The 14,928-nt window shown below is 70.4% G+C and carries 15 protein-coding genes; 8 read left to right on the plus strand and 7 right to left on the minus strand.

Annotated features, from left to right (window positions below):
• Positions 1 to 5 precede the first annotated feature (5 nt).
• The 3 genes from ilvA to ODJ79_RS16940 are packed head-to-tail and all read right to left on the minus strand — an operon-like array spanning position 6 to position 3,805.
• Entirely contained in the window at positions 6 to 1,250 is a 1,245-nt protein-coding gene (gene ilvA / locus ODJ79_RS16930; protein WP_263024418.1) for a threonine ammonia-lyase, read from the minus strand.
• Between the two features lie 21 nt (positions 1,251 to 1,271).
• The gene (locus tag ODJ79_RS16935) at positions 1,272 to 2,630 is read right to left on the minus strand and encodes an amidase (RefSeq protein WP_263024419.1); all 1,359 of its coding nucleotides are present in this window, start codon (positions 2,628 to 2,630) and stop codon (positions 1,272 to 1,274) included.
• Positions 2,631 to 2,653: 23 nt separating this feature from the next.
• Positions 2,654 to 3,805: a cystathionine gamma-synthase gene (locus ODJ79_RS16940; protein WP_263024420.1), complete on the minus strand. Its 1,152-nt coding sequence runs from the start codon at positions 3,803 to 3,805 to the stop codon at positions 2,654 to 2,656.
• 24 nt (positions 3,806 to 3,829) lie between these two features.
• Between ODJ79_RS16940 and ODJ79_RS16945 the strand changes: the two genes are divergently transcribed.
• From ODJ79_RS16945 to ODJ79_RS16955, 3 genes are all read left to right on the plus strand, one after another.
• Positions 3,830 to 4,243, plus strand: coding sequence for an HIT family protein (locus tag ODJ79_RS16945; RefSeq protein WP_263024421.1), 414 nt, complete (start codon positions 3,830 to 3,832; stop codon positions 4,241 to 4,243).
• Positions 4,244 to 4,291: 48 nt separating this feature from the next.
• Positions 4,292 to 4,954 carry a peptide-methionine (S)-S-oxide reductase MsrA gene (msrA, locus tag ODJ79_RS16950; RefSeq protein ID WP_263024422.1) on the plus strand — a complete coding sequence of 221 codons (663 nt, stop codon included), beginning with the start codon at positions 4,292 to 4,294 and terminating at the stop codon, positions 4,952 to 4,954.
• A gap of 340 nt (positions 4,955 to 5,294) precedes the next feature.
• Positions 5,295 to 6,098 (plus strand): hypothetical protein, encoded by an 804-nt coding sequence (locus ODJ79_RS16955; RefSeq protein ID WP_263024423.1) that lies wholly within the window; start codon positions 5,295 to 5,297, stop codon positions 6,096 to 6,098.
• Positions 6,099 to 6,480: 382 nt separating this feature from the next.
• Here the strand turns inward: ODJ79_RS16955 and eis are convergent, their stop codons facing one another.
• Entirely contained in the window at positions 6,481 to 7,671 is a 1,191-nt protein-coding gene (eis, locus tag ODJ79_RS16960; RefSeq protein WP_263024424.1) for an enhanced intracellular survival protein Eis, read from the minus strand.
• A 245-nt stretch (positions 7,672 to 7,916) separates the two neighbouring features.
• On the opposite strand from eis, the gene ODJ79_RS16965 reads away from it, so the two are divergent.
• Positions 7,917 to 9,068 carry a hypothetical protein gene (locus ODJ79_RS16965; RefSeq protein WP_263024425.1) on the plus strand — a complete coding sequence of 384 codons (1,152 nt, stop codon included), beginning with the start codon at positions 7,917 to 7,919 and terminating at the stop codon, positions 9,066 to 9,068.
• Between the two features lie 154 nt (positions 9,069 to 9,222).
• Complete coding sequence (locus ODJ79_RS16970; protein ID WP_263024426.1) at positions 9,223 to 9,543, plus strand: hypothetical protein; 321 nt, start codon at positions 9,223 to 9,225, stop codon at positions 9,541 to 9,543.
• A gap of 16 nt (positions 9,544 to 9,559) precedes the next feature.
• Here ODJ79_RS16970 and ODJ79_RS16975 read toward each other — a convergent pair whose 3' ends face one another.
• Positions 9,560 to 9,724, minus strand: coding sequence for a hypothetical protein (locus ODJ79_RS16975; protein ID WP_263024427.1), 165 nt, complete (start codon positions 9,722 to 9,724; stop codon positions 9,560 to 9,562).
• 139 nt (positions 9,725 to 9,863) lie between these two features.
• On the opposite strand from ODJ79_RS16975, the gene ODJ79_RS16980 reads away from it, so the two are divergent.
• From ODJ79_RS16980 to ODJ79_RS16990, 3 genes are all read left to right on the plus strand, one after another.
• On the plus strand, positions 9,864 to 11,297 hold the full coding sequence (locus ODJ79_RS16980) for a CYTH and CHAD domain-containing protein (protein ID WP_263024428.1): 1,434 nt from the start codon (positions 9,864 to 9,866) through the stop codon (positions 11,295 to 11,297).
• A gap of 18 nt (positions 11,298 to 11,315) precedes the next feature.
• Complete coding sequence (ppk2, locus tag ODJ79_RS16985; protein ID WP_263024429.1) at positions 11,316 to 12,281, plus strand: polyphosphate kinase 2; 966 nt, start codon at positions 11,316 to 11,318, stop codon at positions 12,279 to 12,281.
• Positions 12,282 to 12,564: 283 nt separating this feature from the next.
• Positions 12,565 to 13,473, plus strand: a complete 909-nt coding sequence (locus ODJ79_RS16990) for a ribonuclease Z (RefSeq protein ID WP_263024430.1) — start codon at positions 12,565 to 12,567, stop codon at positions 13,471 to 13,473.
• Here the strand turns inward: ODJ79_RS16990 and ODJ79_RS16995 are convergent.
• Complete coding sequence (locus tag ODJ79_RS16995; protein WP_263024431.1) at positions 13,454 to 13,963, minus strand: pyridoxamine 5'-phosphate oxidase family protein; 510 nt, start codon at positions 13,961 to 13,963, stop codon at positions 13,454 to 13,456. The two genes, ODJ79_RS16990 and ODJ79_RS16995, sit on opposite strands and share 20 nt — an antisense overlap.
• Positions 13,920 to 14,912: a sigma-70 family RNA polymerase sigma factor gene (locus tag ODJ79_RS17000; RefSeq protein ID WP_263024432.1), complete on the minus strand. Its 993-nt coding sequence runs from the start codon at positions 14,910 to 14,912 to the stop codon at positions 13,920 to 13,922. Before ODJ79_RS17000 ends, ODJ79_RS16995 begins: the two co-directional genes overlap by 44 nt.
• Positions 14,913 to 14,928 lie beyond the last annotated feature (16 nt).

Raw genomic sequence — 14,928 nt, forward strand, 5'->3', positions numbered from 1 at the left:
AAACTTCAGGGGGTGGCGTCTGCCAGCGGCGCCACCCGATACCCCGCGGCCCGCAGCGCGCTGATCAGTGCCGCCGAGTGATCCGGCCCGCGGGTCTCGACCGACAGCGCCACCTCGGCCTCGCCGAAGCTCAGCCGGGGGCTCTGCCGCGAGTGCGCCACGTCCACCACGTTCGCCCGCTGCTCGGCGATCTCCGCAAGCAGCCGGGCCAACTCGCCCGGCCGGTCGTCGCAGCGCACGGCGAGCCGCAGGAACCGGCCCGCCGAGGTGAGCCCGTGCTCGATCACCCGTAGCAGCAGCATCGGGTCGATGTTGCCGCCGGACAGGATCGCCACCGCCGGACCGTCCGGCGCGGGCACGCAGGCACCGGTCAGCAGCGCCGCGACCGCCGCTCCCCCGGCCGGCTCGACCACCATCTTGTGTCGCTCCAGCAGCACCAGCAACGCCGCCGACAGGTCCTCGTCGGTCACCGTCACGACGTCGTCGACCAGCTTGCTGACGTGCGCGAACGTCAGGTCGCCGGGCCGCAGCACGGCGATGCCGTCGGCGATCGTGGCGCCCCGGGCGAGCTTGCGCGGCGCGCCGGCGGCCAGCGAGGGCGGGAACGCCGCGGCGCCGGCCGCCTGCACCCCCACCACCCGTACATCCGGACGCAACGCCTTCACCGCGACCGCGAGGCCGGAGATCAGCCCGCCGCCGCCGACCGCGGTCACGATCGTGGCGGCCGCCGGCAGCTGGTCGAGGATCTCCAGGCCGACTGTGCCCTGCCCGGCGATGATGTCCGGGTGGTCGAACGGGTGGATGAACACCGCGCCGGTCTCCGCCGCGAAGTGCTTCGCCGCGTCCAGCGCGTCGTCGACGCTGGTCCCCGCGTACTCGATGGCCGCGCCGTACCCCTTGGTCGCGGTCACCTTCGGCAGCGGCGCGCCCTCCGGCATGAAGACCGTGGCGCTCGCGCCGAGCAGTTCGGCCGCGAGGGCCACGCCCTGCGCATGATTTCCGGCGCTGGCGGCCACGACGCCGCGCTTGCGCTCGGCGTCGGAGAGACGGGCAATTCGGGTGTACGCCCCGCGCACCTTGTACGAGCCGGCCCGCTGCTGGTTTTCACACTTCAGCCAGGTCGGCACGCCGGTGACCTCGGACAACGGCCGCGAGTGCAGCACCGGCGTGGTCTCGACGACCCCGGTCAGCAGCTCGCGCGCCGCCTCCACGTCACTGAGGGACAACAGATCCAGGGGTACGCCAGTCATGCGTCAAATCGTGCCACCTGATCACCCGAAAGCGTGACGCTGCCAGGGGTTGGCCACCTCGAGCTGGCCGGCGATCGAGAGAAGCAGCAGCTCGGAGTCGGGCGGCCCGACGATCTGCACGGCCAGCGGGAGCCCGTCCGGGCGCAACCCGACCGGGACCACGATCGCCGGCAGCCCGGCCACGTTCCAGGGTGCCGCGTACGGCGCGTACCGCAGGTTCACCGCCATGTTGCGCCGCCAGGACCCCTGCGAGTACTGCTCGGCCGGCGGCGGCGCGGCGGCCAGCGCCGGGGTGAGCAGCACATCCACGTTGCGATCGGCGAAGAACTTGATCGACGTCGCCCGCCAGGCGTCCCGGTGCTCCTGCTTGGTCAGGCCGGTACGCGACACCCACTTGCCGAGCCGGATGTGCTGCCGGGTGCGCGGCTGGAGCTTGCCGACGTCCAGGCCCTGCGACTCGCGGTAGGCGGCGGCGAACCAGGTGGCCAGCACCCGCAGGCCGAGCGCCGTCGGATAGCGCGGCTCGGCCTTCACCGTGTCGTGGCCGGCCTGCGTCATCAGCTTCGCGGCCGTCGCCACCGCACCCCGGTTCGGCTCGTCCAGGCGTACGCCCACGACCGGCGACCTGGTCGACACGCCGACGCGCAGCTTGCCCGGCTCGACCAGCTTCACCGGCTCGCGGCCGGCGAGCACCGAGAAACCCAGCGCCGCATCGGCCACCGTGGTGGTGAGCACGCCGTTCTCGGCGAACCCGAACCAGTCGTTGGTGCCCAGCTCGGCCGGGATCACGCCGCGACCCGGCTTCAGGCCGACCAGCCCGCAGCAGGCCGCCGGGATGCGGATCGAGCCGAGCCCGTCGTTGCCCTGGGCGATCGGCACCAGCCCGGCCGCCACCGCCGCCGCCGAGCCGCCGGACGAGCCGCCCGGCGTACGGTCGCGGTCCCACGGGTTGCGGGTCGGCGCCTCCTGGTCGTCGGTGACCCCCCACAGCCCCATCTCGGGCATCCGGGTCACCCCGACCACGATCGCGCCGGCCCCGCGCAGCCGGCGCACCACCTCGTGGTCCTGTTCGGCCACCGGCTTGCGGGCCGCGGCCGAGCCGTCCCAGACGGGCAGGCCGGCCACGGCGGTGTTCTCCTTCACCGCGACCGGCACGCCCGCGAGCGGAAGGTTGGCCAGGTCCTCCTGGTCGTCGACCTTCTCCGCCTCGGTGATCGCCTCGCCGGCCCGGACCACCCGGAAGGCGTCCAGCGAGGGGTCGGAGATCGCGATCTGCTCGAGTGTGTCGGCGACGACCTGGGTGGCCGACACGTCACCGCGCCGTACCGCCCGGGAGATCTGCTTCGCGGTAGCGCCCACCCAGCTAGTGCCGTCCGACATCCCAAGCTCCGTGTATGTAAGGGTCAGCCGAGCGCCTGCTCGAGGTCGGCGAGCAGATCGTCAACGCTTTCGATGCCGACAGACAGTCGCACGAGATCGGCGGGGACTTCAAGCGGTGAGCCCGCAGCCGACAGGTGTGTCATCTGACCCGGGTGCTCGATCAGCGATTCGACTCCGCCGAGCGACTCGCCCAGCACGAACAGTTTCGCCCGGTTGCAGATCTCGATCGCCGCCTCGGGACCGCCCGCGGCCCGGAACGAGACCATGCCGCCGAACCGGCGCATCTGCTTGGCGGCCGTCTCGTGCCCCGGGTGCGACTCCAGCCCCGGATAGAGGACGCTCGTCACCGCGGTGTGCTCGCCGAGATATCCGACGATTCGCTCCGCGTTGTCGCAGTGCCGATCCATCCGTACGCCAAGGGTCTTGATGCCCCGCAAAGTGAGCCAGGCGTCGAACGGCCCGTTGACCGCGCCCATCGCGTTCTGGTGGAACGCGAGCGTGTCGCCCAGCTCGTCGGTCGCGGCGACCAGCGCGCCACCCACGACGTCGGAGTGTCCACCCAGGTACTTCGTGGTCGAGTGCACCACGACGTCGGCGCCCAGCGCGATCGGCTGCTGCAGGTACGGCGAGGCGAACGTGTTGTCGACGACCAGCATCGCGTCGTACTCGTGGGCCAGGGCGCCCAGCGCGGCGATGTCGGCGATGTTGAGCAGCGGGTTGGTCGGCGTCTCCGCCCAGATCAGCCGGGTGTGCCCGGGCCGGAACGCGGCCCGCACCTCGTCCAGGTTGTCGAGCGGAACGGCCGTCCAATCCAGACCCCAGTTCTCGGCCACCTTCGAGAACAGGCGATACGTGCCGCCGTACGCGTCGCCCGGGATGACCACGTGATCGCCGGGACGGCAGACGGCCCGCAGCAGCGTGTCCTCAGCGGCGAGACCGCTCGCGAAGGCCAGGCCACGGCGGCCGCCCTCGATCGCCGCGAGGCATTCCTGGAGCGAGTCACGGGTCGGGTTGCTGGATCGGGAGTATTCATACCCGAGCCGCGGCGAGCCGACGGCGTCCTGGGCGTAGGTACTGGTCTGGTAGATCGGCGGCACCACCGCGCCGGTCCGCGGGTCCGGCTCTTGGCCGGCGTGGATGGCAAGGGTGTCGAAGCCGTAGCTGTTAGCCGTCATGTTCCGCAAGGCTAGTCTCGCGATGTGGCGGAGTGTGTGTTCTGTGCGATCGTGGCGGGGTCGGTGCCCGCCTTCAAGGTGGTCGACGTGCCCGAGGGTGTCGGGTTCCTCGATACCCGGCCCGTGTTCAAGGGGCATGTGCTGGTGGTGCCGCGCCGGCACGTGGTGACGCTGCCCGATCTGCCCATCGCCGACCTACCCGGATATTTCGGACTTGTTCAGCGGGTGGTGACGGCCGTGCCGGCGGCGCTCGGCTCGCAGGGGACGTTCGTCGCAATCAACAATGTCGTGTCGCAGTCGGTGGCACATTTGCATACACATGTGGTGCCGCGGACAAAAGGGGACGGTCTGAAGGGCTTCTTCTGGCCGCGGACGCGCTACGCGAGCCCCGAGGAGGCCGCCGACTACGCCGCGAAAATTGCCTCCGAGCTTGGGTAAGGTTGGCCTAACTCCCGGCGTTGCACCGAGCGGATGAAGGGAGTGACCGTGTTCCTGCGGTACAAGAAGCTCGAACTGCCCACCCCCGACCAGGCCCTGCCCGGCCGCCCTCTGGCGATGCCGGTCGCCGACAAGCATGTCGTCCTAGGCAACCCGATGAAGGGCCCGTGGCCGGAGGGGTTCGAGGTCGCGGTCTTCGGCATGGGCTGTTTCTGGGGCGCGGAGCGCATCTTCTGGCGCCTCCCGGGCGTGTATTCGACCGCCGCCGGTTACGCCGGCGGGTTCACCAAGAACCCGACGTACGAGGAGGCCTGCTCCGGCTCGACCGGGCACGCCGAGGTGGTCCAGGTCGTCTATGACCCCACGAAGATCGCGTACGAGGACCTGCTGAAGGTCTTCTGGGAGAACCACGACCCGACCCAGGGCATGCGCCAGGGCAACGACGTGGGCACCCAGTACCGGTCGGCCGTTTATACGACCACCGACGATCAGTCACGGCTCGCCGCCGCGTCCCGCGAGGCGTTCCAGCCGGTCGTCACCAACGCCCGTCGCGGCGACATCACCACCGAGATCAAGCCGCTGACCGAGTTCTTCTACGCCGAGGACTACCACCAGCAGTATCTCTCCGACGCGAAGAACCCCAGCGGATATTGTGGTCTCGGTCCCAACGGGATGACGTGCCCGACCGGCGTCGCGAAGGTCGCCGAGTAGCCAGCTGATCAGCACAGATCCAACGAAAGCCCCTCCCCGAGGTCATTCCGGGAAGGGGCTTTCATCTGTCACGGGCCGGTACGTCAGCTCGGCCGGCTCGGGACCGGTGCAGCTCCTCATCGCGGGGGAGGACCGTCTCGCCGTGCGTCGGCGCGTTGCGGCGGCGGCGCGGCTCGTCGGGCTCGGCGGCGTGCATGGTGCCACGGGCGACGCGTGCCCGCCGACGTGGGAGCCACGATGTTGCGCCTGCACGCACCCGAGTCATTGCGGGGTTGAAGGATTTAAGGATCTTTAAGGTACGAACCCCGTCCGCTCGAAGACCAGCCACGTAAACACGGGCATGAGGAGATCACGCAGCAGGGCATACCGGCGGCCGGGCAGTGGACTCACCGGGCGCAACCGCAAGATCGCCATCGGACTTGCCGTCGCGACTCTGGCCGGCGGTGCGTTCGCCGTCAGCACCGGCATGAGCAACGCCGCCACCAACTGCTCCGGTCTGGACCAGTCGCTGCGCGACAACCTCGCCTTCATGGCCGACCAGCGTGCACACCCCAACGCTCAGACCAACGCCGTGCTGGCGAACCGCCAGGCCGTGGTCAACCTGATCAACCTGCAGCGCCAGCAGGCCGGCTGCACGGCGGACGTCGGTGCCGCCAACCCGCCCGCGAACGCGAACCCGCCGGCCAACGCAAATCCGCCGGCCGCGAATCCGCCGGCCGCGAATCCCCCGGCGAACCCGCCCGGCACGGGTTCGGGCCAGAGTGGAGCGACGGGGAACGCCGGAGCCAGCTCCGGTAACATTAACGCTTTGGTGCCGGCGCTGGGTTTCAGCCCGGGCAATCCGAACGCGACGGCCGACCGCGTAGGCCCTACCGGGGTAAAGGTTCCCGGTCGCTGCCCACCCACTCAAGCCCAAGTGAACGCGCAGGTAGCGCTCAAGAATGCGAACTTTCCGAGTGGAACGGACCTTGAAAGCCGCATCCAACGGTATGAAAAAACCTTGTCGGCGATTCAAGACTTGAAATGCCCCGCATCTTCCACGACTTTGCTGGGCCGCTTGAATTCCTTGACCGCGCTGCGCGGAAACGCGAACCGCGATAACATCCTGCGTGGTTTGGGTCTGAACGAAACGCCAGCGGGATAAAGCCGCGGGGAATGCGGCGCCGTAAAACGCGCCAGCGAAACAAGTGGCTCGCAGAGCGGCGCCGCCGACAACGGCAACCTGATCCTTCGCGGATCCTGATCCACCGCACGGAACCGCCTCGCCGGAGGCCCTCGCACCACTGGGGTCTCCGGCGCGTCCGTGTGTGGGCCATGCGCGCGGTGATCTTCGGCTACTTCGGCACGCTGACCGACCCCGGCGCTGGGGAGTATCGCGAGCCCCCTTCTGAACGGACCGCTATGCCCGTACGCGGCCCGGAATGGCAGCCGGGCCGTGTTGCGATCTTCCTCAGTGCTCGCGAAGACGTCGCACGATGGCTCCGGGGTCGAATTCCCTGCCAAGCGGTGCGACCGAAGGTCAGCCCTTAGAAGTAGTCGTGCAATGTCGGCGTGGGGCCGGCGGTCGCGGTACGTAGCAGCTCGTCGGTGTCGGTGTCCCCGCCGGCCAGGAAACCGCTGCGGCGCAGCTGCTGCGGCGTCGCCGCGCCCGCGTACCAGGCGGCCAGGCCGCGCGGCGTCAGCCGAACGCCGCCCGCACCGCCTGGCTCCAGCCGGCCGGTCCCGCCGGAGAGCACCAGTCGGTGGCGACCCTGGTGCCATGGGCAAACCTCGTCGATCAGCTCCAGGTCGACCTCGCCGGTCAGGTGCCGCGGCCAGCCGCGGGCGGCGACCGCACCGGGCGCGTCGATCACGCGCAACATCCACGGCTGCGCGGACTCGGGCCTGGCGTCGCCGCGGGCCAGCAGCGACCAGACCGGATCGGCGGTGCCCAGCCGGATCAGGACGGTCGGTGCGACGCTGGCCCAGCCGCCGAGCATTGCCAACAACGTACGCGTAGCCTCGGGCGTCAATCCGATCAGTTCGTCCACGGTGAGCTTGCCACTGGCGTCGTAGCCGGGGCCGCGGTTCCACCGGGCGTACCCGACGATGGCGCCGGTGTCGTCAACGGCGATGGTGAACCCGTGGTAGTCGGCCAGCCGTTGCGCCGGTGTCGCTCCGAAAGCGGGCCCGGAACGCTCCATCATGCCGATGCCCGCCCGTGCCACTACGCGGTAGATCTCGTCGACGGCGGGGATGTCGGCCTCGGCCGCCGGTCGCAATGTCGTCTTGGCATGGAGACGAATCTCGGCCAGAACCCGGGTCGGCACCCTGTAGTAGACCAGCTCGCCGACCTCCTCCCAGCCCAGTGCCCGGTACGGCGCCGGAGTGGTGTCGAACAGCGTGCTGATCACCGCGCCCCGTTCCCGGGCACCCTGCAGCAGCTGGGTCAGCACGAGCCGGCCCAGGCCACGCCCGCGCAGCTCGGCCGCGGTCGCCACGCCCGCGACGCCGCTGGCCGGCACCACCCGGCCGCCGAACCACTGGCCCTGCTCGCGGTCCACCGCCTTGGCGACCATGCGCCCGGCCGGGTCGAAGACACCGAGCGTCCGCCGGCCGGGGGAGTCGGAGACCCAATCCTCCGGCATGGGTCGCTCGCGGTACCCGAACGCGAGGCTCCCCAGATCCCACGCGAGCTGCTGATCCCCCGGCCCGAGCAGCCGCACCTGGTACGTCACACCGGACATCCTGCCAGCCGCCCCACCCGCCCCAGGATTATCGGCACCAGTGGGATCACGGGTAATTGCACCCTGCACCGAACGGCATGACCTGCCCGGTCGGCGTCGCCCGGGTCGCCGAGTAGGCGGGAAGTCGCCGGGCGGTTCGACGGTGAGTGTGGTCCCAACAAGCACCGACACCGGCGGTCGGGATGACACCATGACGGGCGGGGCCGGATCCGGCCCCCCTGCCACGGGAGGCGTCCATGGGCACCGAGAAGAACCGGCCGTCGCGGCCGTGGCTGCTGCGCTGGGCCGTACTCGGCCTTATCGTGGCCGGCGGGATCGTCCAGATAGTCATGTCCGGCTACTACCTGAGCGTGGCGCACGCGCCCCAGCCGCACGACCTGCCCGTCGGCTTCGTCGCCGCGCCGGAGGACGCCGCGCGGATCGAGGCGGGCATCGACCAGGGCGGCCAGTTCGCCGCCCGCCGGTACCCATCAGTCGACGCGATGACCGCGGCCATCACCACCAAAGAGATCTTCGGCGGGCTCGATGCGAGCACCGCCCCGGCACACCTATATGTCGCGTCCGCCGCCGGCACGGCGGCCTCCAACGCGCTGCGAACCGCATTCACCGGCGTGGTGCAGAAACAGACCGCGGAGAAGGTTCAGCAGCTGACCGCCGCCGGGCAGCCCGTCGCGCCGGCAACGGTGCAGCAGCTGACCACCCCGCCCGCCGTCACCGACCTGGTGCCGCTGCCGCCCGACGACCGCACCGGCGCGTCCATCGGGCTGCTCGTGCAGGCGCTGGCCATCGGCGCGACCGTCGCCTCGCTCGGGCTGGGCCGCATCGGCGCCCGGACGACGCCGTCGCTGCTGCGCGGGGCCGGGCACACCGCGACGCTGCTGGTGTACGCCGCCGTGTCGGCCGCCGCGGTCCTCGGCGCGGCCCACGCCTTCGGTGTCGTGCCCGCCGGTACCGACAACCACCTGTTCGGGGCCTTCCTGCTGGTGTCGGTGGCCATCACCGGTTCGGTCGCGGGGGTCGTCGCGCTGATCGGCGCCGTCGGGTCCTTCCTGGGCACCTTCTACTTCCTGTTCGGTGTGCCGATCTCCGGCGCCACCGTGATCCCGGAGTTCCTACCCCCGCTCGCCCGAGTCCTGGGCCAGGTGCTGCCCACCGGCGCGGGCGCCACCCTGGTGCGGGACAGCCTCTACTTCCCCGACGCCGGCGTCACCCGGCCAGTGCTCACCCTGAGCCTTTACGCCGGCGTCGGCATCCTGCTCGTGCTGATCACCAATGCGCTGGCCAATCGCTCCCGCCGCGCGTCCCTGCTCAACATCACGGGGCAGCCCGCGGACCCCGACCCGCCGGATGACGTCCCCGCCGGTGTAGTCGCAGAGGAGCCAACGTAGCGACGACTCCTGGGCGGCTGAGAGCCGTCCAGGACGCGGCGGAAAGGCGCCGGCCGAGCGTCCGGGTTTTCACGCCTGGGGTGGAAAAAGATCGACATGGGCCGACATGCTCCGCACACTGGGATCGACGCGCTGACACCCCGGGAGGTGCACTATGCCAACCTTCAACAATGAGGAAGAGCGAGCCGCCTGGGTCCTCGCGGAAGAGCTGTCCGATCAGGCGCGCACGATGATGCGCCAGGCCGAGGCCGCGCTGGAGACCTGGAAGCTCGGCAAGGAGATGAACCGCCTGCGCTGCGAGCGCCGCGGGATCAGCGCCTCGGATGCGGAGATCCGGTGGTCGGCGTCGGCCAACTCGAAGAACGCGCTGACCGACAACAGCTTCCACGTCGGCCTGGCCACCATGTATTTCGGCGCGGCCACCGCCAATTACTCGCGAGCGCTCTATCTGCGCAGCCGCGAGACCTCCCGGTAGAAAACGGGCGCTGGAGCTACGAATCCTTTTCGGCCACCGGTGCGGCCGGCGGCTTCGGTGACCGGGGAGTATCCGGCGACGCGGCGGACGCTGGGGTCGCGAGCGCGATGCCGAGCACCGCTCCCGCGCCGAGCAAGCCGAGCCCGGCCAGCGAGACCCGCTTCGTCTCGGGTTTCTCCATCAACGACCTCCCAGCGAACGTGCGAACCAGCGAAGAGACCCAGCCATCAACGGTGCCAGTTGAAGCTGAGACGAGCCTGTGCAGAAGCTGCCAATCGATTGCTCTGTGTATGCGGCCCTCCATCGGGCAACATGAACGGATGGAGATCGCCAGCGAAACCGAGCGTAAATACGACGTCCCGGACGGCTTCGTGCTGCCAGCGCTGGCGGGCACGGCGGGCATCCGGGGTGCCGCCGCGGCCAAGACCCATGATCTCGACGCCACGTACTTCGACACCGACGAGCTGATCTTGATGAAAAACCGCCGGACGTTGCGGCGGCGCTCGGGCGGTGACGACGCCGGCTGGCATCTCAAGACCCCGGGAAGCGGCGGCAGCCGCACCGAGCACCGCCTTCCGCTGAACGGTGCCGGCGACCAGGTGCCGGCCGAGCTGACCGGTCAGGTCCGGGCGATCATCCGGCGCCGGCCGCTCAAGCCGATCGCCCGCCTCCGCACGCATCGGGTGGAGACGCCGCTGCGCGACGCCGAGGGCCACACGCTCGCCCTGATCGCCCAGGACTCGGTGATCGCCGAGTCGGAGGGCCGGACCCAGCGCTGGCAGGAGGTCGAGGTCGAGCTGGTCGACGGCGATGCGGACCTGCTGGCTGCGGTCGAGCGCTGCCTGCTCGGCGCGGGTGCGACGCCGGCCGCGGGCCCGTCCAAGGTCGCCCGCGCCCTCAACGGCCGCCTGGCCGCGAGCCCGGCGCCACCACCCGCACCCAAGACCAAGAACCCCGTTTTCCGGTACGCCCGGGAGCAGCGCGACGCCCTCACCGAGTACGACCCGGGTGTCCGCCAGGGCGACCCGGAGTCCGTGCACAAGATGCGGGTGGCCACCCGGCGCCTGCGCAGCAGCCTGAAGATCTTCAAGCGCTCGTTTCCCGGCTTCGAGGGGGTCGGCGACGAGCTGAAGTGGCTCGCCGACCTGCTCGGCCAGGTACGCGACGGCCAGGTGCAGCGGGGCAAGCTGCTCGCCGCGGTGGAGCAGGCCGGCCCGGATTTCGCCGACGCCGCCGACCGCATCCGGGAGCACCTCGACTACCAGGTCCGCGAGGGCCAGGCCGCGCTCGGCACGGCGCTGGAGAGCGAGCGCTACCTGACGCTGCTCGACCAGGTCGACAGGCTGGCCTCGCTGGCCGGCAAGGGCGAGCCCGATGCCCGCGGCCGGGCGCGCAAGAGTCTCCGCAAGGCCGACCGGCTGCTGGACACCGCGTTCGCGGACGGGGTCGACGCCGAGCTGCACGACGCGCGCAAGGCGTACAAGAAAGCTCGTTATGCCGTTGAAGTTTTCGCCCCGGCCGCGGGCAAGAACGGGAAGGCCCTGGTCAAGTCGCTGACCGACCTGCAGGACGTGCTCGGCGCGCACCAGGACTCGGTGGTCGCCCGGGAGCTGCTGCACGAGCTCGGCCCGGACAGCTTCTGGTTCGGGGTGCTCTGGGCCCGGCAGGAGCAGGTCGGCAAGGACACGTACGCGGAGCTGCCCGTCGTCGTGGAGGCTTCCCGGAAGAAGAAGCTTCGCCGCTGGCTGGGCTGAGGTTCATCTATTCGGGGTATGAATCTCGATATGCAGGCGGAGGCGGAGTACCAGGACGAGCAGCAGACCACCGAGCCCTACAGCGGGCCGATCGCCGCGCTGGGCGGCTATCGGGTGGCCGACGACGACGATGACGACCCGGTGCTGCTCAACGCCGACGGCACCCCGGTCGACACCTGGCGCGAGGACTATCCGTACGACGAGCGCATGCCCCGCCACGAGTACGACCACCACAAGCGCCTGCTCCAGATCGAGCTGCTGAAGCTGCAGAACTGGTGCAAGAGCACCGGCGAGCGCCTGGTCGTGCTCTTCGAGGGCCGGGACGCGGCCGGCAAGGGCGGCACGATCAAGCGGTTCATGGAGCATCTGAACCCGCGTGGCGCCTCGGTGGTGGCGCTGGAGAAGCCGAGCGAACGCGAGAGCACGCAGTGGTACTACCAGCGCTACATCGATCATCTGCCGGCCGCCGGCGAGATCGTGCTGTTCGACCGCTCCTGGTACAACCGGGCCGGCGTGGAGCGGGTGATGGGCTTCTGCACCCGCGCCGAGTACCTGGAGTTCATGCGGCAGACCCCGGAGCTCGAGCGGATGCTGGTCCGGTCGCACATCCACGTGGTCAAGTTCTGGTTCTCGGTGACGCAGGGCGAGCAGCGCACCCGCTTCGCGATCCGGCAGGTCGATCCGGTACGGCAGTGGAAGCTCTCGCCGATGGATCTGGCCTCGCTCGACAAGTGGGACGACTACACCGAGGCCAAGGAGGCGATGTTCTTCTACACCGACACCGCGGACGCGCCCTGGACGGTCGTGAAGAGCAACGACAAGAAGCGGGCCCGGCTGGAGGCGATGCGGCACGTGCTGAGCCGCTTCGACTACGACAACAAGGACGCCGAGGTGGTCGGCCGGCCCGACCCGCTGATCGTCGGCCCGGCCTCGCTGGCCGTGGAGGGCATGGAAATGTCACCGCGGGTATTCCCGCGCCTTTAGTGATTCAAAACCGTTGGCGTCCGCCGGGCCTCCTCGATACCGTGGCCGTACACGTGAAGGGAGGTGGTCCGAAGTTGTATACCAACGGGACTCGTGAGGTGGCTGTCCGCTAGCCGCTGTCCTCGACAGCTTCGTTCTGTTTGACGTAGTACGTCGAGACCGTGTGGCAGCGGTCCGGCTAATACCAGGCAGCCACCCGACCCCCGGGGATCCGGCCTTGTCCGACCGGACCACGTACGCGTGGAACAATCCCCGGGGGTCGACCCATATCTGGAGAGCTCCCGTGACGCGCGAGTTGGCCGTCCTCGGCACCGCCAGCCAGGTGCCCACGAGGCATCGCAACCACAACGGCTACCTGCTGCGCTTCGACGACGAGGTGATCCTCTTCGACCCGGGCGAGGGCACCCAGCGCCAAATGCTGATGGCCGGCCTCGCGGTCAGCCCGATCACCCGGATCTGCATCACGCACTTCCACGGCGACCACAGCCTCGGCCTGCCCGGCGTCCTCCAGCGCATCTCGCTCGACAAGGTGCCGCACCCGGTCGCCGTCCACTACCCCGCGGCCGGTCAGGAGTTCTACGACCGCCTCCGGCACGCCACCAGCTACTGGGACAACGCCGACATCGTGCCCGCCCCGGTGGCCGGCGCGACCTTCGCGGCGGAGACCTCCGCCGGGCGCCTCACCGCACTGCCGCTATGGCATTCCCAGCCCACGTACGGGTATCGCCTCACCGAACCGGAGGGCCGCCGGATGGTGCCCGCGCTGCTGGCGGAGCACGGCATCAGCGGCCCGGAGGTCGGCGAGTTGCAGCGCGCCGGGCGCCTCGGCGACGTCACCCTCGACCAGGTCAGCGTGGTCCGGCCGGGGCAGAGCTTCGCGTTCGTGATGGACACCGGGCTCTGCGACAACGTCTACGCCCTGGCCGAGGGGGCCGACCTGCTGGTGATCGAGTCGACGTTCCTGACCGAGGACAAGTCGATGGCCGAGATGGTGGGTCATCTGACCGCCGCTCAGGCTGCCGCCGTGGCGCGCGAGTCCGGCGTACGCAAGCTGGTTTTGACGCATTTCTCGCAGCGTTACCAGGACGCCTCCCGGTTTCTCGACGAGGCCCGCCCGGAGTTCGCGGGCGAGATCGTCCTGGCCGAGGACCTGATGCGCGTTCCCTTCCCGGCTAGAACGTCCAGCGGGTAGCGCCGTACGGCTCCCGGGTCGCGACGCCGACCACGGTGCGCGCGGTGAAGCGGTAGACCTGCCACGGCGGCGGCCCGGCGCTGGGCGCACTGAACGGCGCGGTCAGCGCGTCGCCCTCGACCTGGCACGGCCAGCCGCCGTCCCGGTAGTCGGCGGCGACGCCCTCCAGCGTCTCGGCGTCGGTGACCCGGACCGCCGTGCCCTCGAGCACCAGATCGATACCGTCCAGCCGTGCCGAGATCGTGCAGCGCGGGTTGACGGCCAGGTCGCGGGCCTTACGGGTGGTCGGGTTGCTGGTGAAGTAGAAGTGGCCGGCCCGCCACTGGGCGCCGACACCGGCGGCGTGCGGCGTCCCGTCCGGCCGGCAGGTGCCGAGGAAGTGGGTGATCTCGGGGCCGGCCGGGGTGGACAGCGCCGCCTCCGCGCGGCTCCAGGGCAGCTCGGCGTCACCGTAGCGGTCGAGGTTCTTCGTCTCTCGGGGTTCGCTCATGCCCTAGTAGACCGTTGGGCGGTGGCGGAGTCATCGACGGCAGCCCAAATGACCCGAAAACGGTGGTCTCGAACCGGCTCATCGCGGCGATCCGGTCCCCGCGGAGGCCGAGCACGTAGAGGCCAGCCGGTCGGCCGGCGCCGGTCGGGCCGAGCAGGTAGGCGCCGAACGCCGGTTGCCCGTTGGCCCGGCTCGGGATCAGCCGGAAGCGCCGGCCGGCCGCGAAGATCCCCGCGCAGAAGCGGGCCACGATGTCCCGGCCCTCGTACTCGAACGGGATCGGCGGCATCGACATGAACACGTCGTCGGTCAGCAGCGCCACCAGCGCGTCGACGTCCGCCGACTCCCAGGCCCGGACGAACCGCGCGACGATCGCCTCCTCGGCCGGCTCGCTCTGCCTCCGGTCGGGCGCTTGGATCGCGGCGCGGGCCCGCTTCAGCGCGCTCTTGATCGCGTCGACGCTGGTGTCGAGCATCTCGGCCACCTCGTCGGCGTGGAAGCCGAGCACGTCCCGCAGCAGCAGCACGGCGACCTGGCGCGGCGGCAGCGTCTGCAGGGCGGTGACGAAGGCGAGCGAGACCGACTCGCTCCGCTCGTAGCTCGCCTCCGGGCCGGGCAGCAGCGCATCCGGGAACGGCTCGAGCCAGACCACCTCGCCGAGCCGGGTCGGCTCGGGTGGCTCGACGCCCGGCACGTCCCACTCCTTCGCCCGCCGCCGGGCCGCCGACCGGCGCGCGTTGAGGCACCGGTTGGTGGCGATCCGATACAGCCAGGTCCGCATCGACGCCCGGCCCTCGAACCCGTCCAGCCCCTGCCAGGCGGCCAGCATGGTGTCCTGCAACGCGTCGTCGGCGTCCTGCAGCGAGCCCAGCATCCGGTAGCAGTGCACCCGCAGCTCGGCCCGGTACGGCTCGGTCAGCTCCCGGAACGCGTCCCCGTCGATCGTCAAGGTTCCTCCTCGCTTC

Source organism: Actinoplanes sp. KI2 (assembly GCF_025630775.1).
Taxonomy (GTDB): Bacteria; Actinomycetota; Actinomycetes; order Mycobacteriales; family Micromonosporaceae; genus Actinoplanes.

What these genes read in the sequence shown, in the direction of transcription:
- ilvA (WP_263024418.1), bottom strand. Translation starts at nt 1,250, where the DNA reads ATGACTGGCGTACCCCTGGATCTGTTGTCCCTCAGTGACGTGGAGGCG.
- ODJ79_RS16935 (WP_263024419.1), bottom strand. Translation starts at nt 2,630, where the DNA reads ATGTCGGACGGCACTAGCTGGGTGGGCGCTACCGCGAAGCAGATCTCC.
- ODJ79_RS16940 (WP_263024420.1), bottom strand. Translation starts at nt 3,805, where the DNA reads ATGACGGCTAACAGCTACGGCTTCGACACCCTTGCCATCCACGCCGGC.
- ODJ79_RS16955 (WP_263024423.1), top strand. Translation starts at nt 5,295, where the DNA reads ATGAGGAGATCACGCAGCAGGGCATACCGGCGGCCGGGCAGTGGACTC.
- ODJ79_RS16965 (WP_263024425.1), top strand. Translation starts at nt 7,917, where the DNA reads ATGGGCACCGAGAAGAACCGGCCGTCGCGGCCGTGGCTGCTGCGCTGG.
- ODJ79_RS16970 (WP_263024426.1), top strand. Translation starts at nt 9,223, where the DNA reads ATGCCAACCTTCAACAATGAGGAAGAGCGAGCCGCCTGGGTCCTCGCG.
- ODJ79_RS16975 (WP_263024427.1), bottom strand. Translation starts at nt 9,724, where the DNA reads ATGGAGAAACCCGAGACGAAGCGGGTCTCGCTGGCCGGGCTCGGCTTG.
- ODJ79_RS16980 (WP_263024428.1), top strand. Translation starts at nt 9,864, where the DNA reads ATGGAGATCGCCAGCGAAACCGAGCGTAAATACGACGTCCCGGACGGC.
- ppk2 (WP_263024429.1), top strand. Translation starts at nt 11,316, where the DNA reads ATGAATCTCGATATGCAGGCGGAGGCGGAGTACCAGGACGAGCAGCAG.
- ODJ79_RS16995 (WP_263024431.1), bottom strand. Translation starts at nt 13,963, where the DNA reads ATGAGCGAACCCCGAGAGACGAAGAACCTCGACCGCTACGGTGACGCC.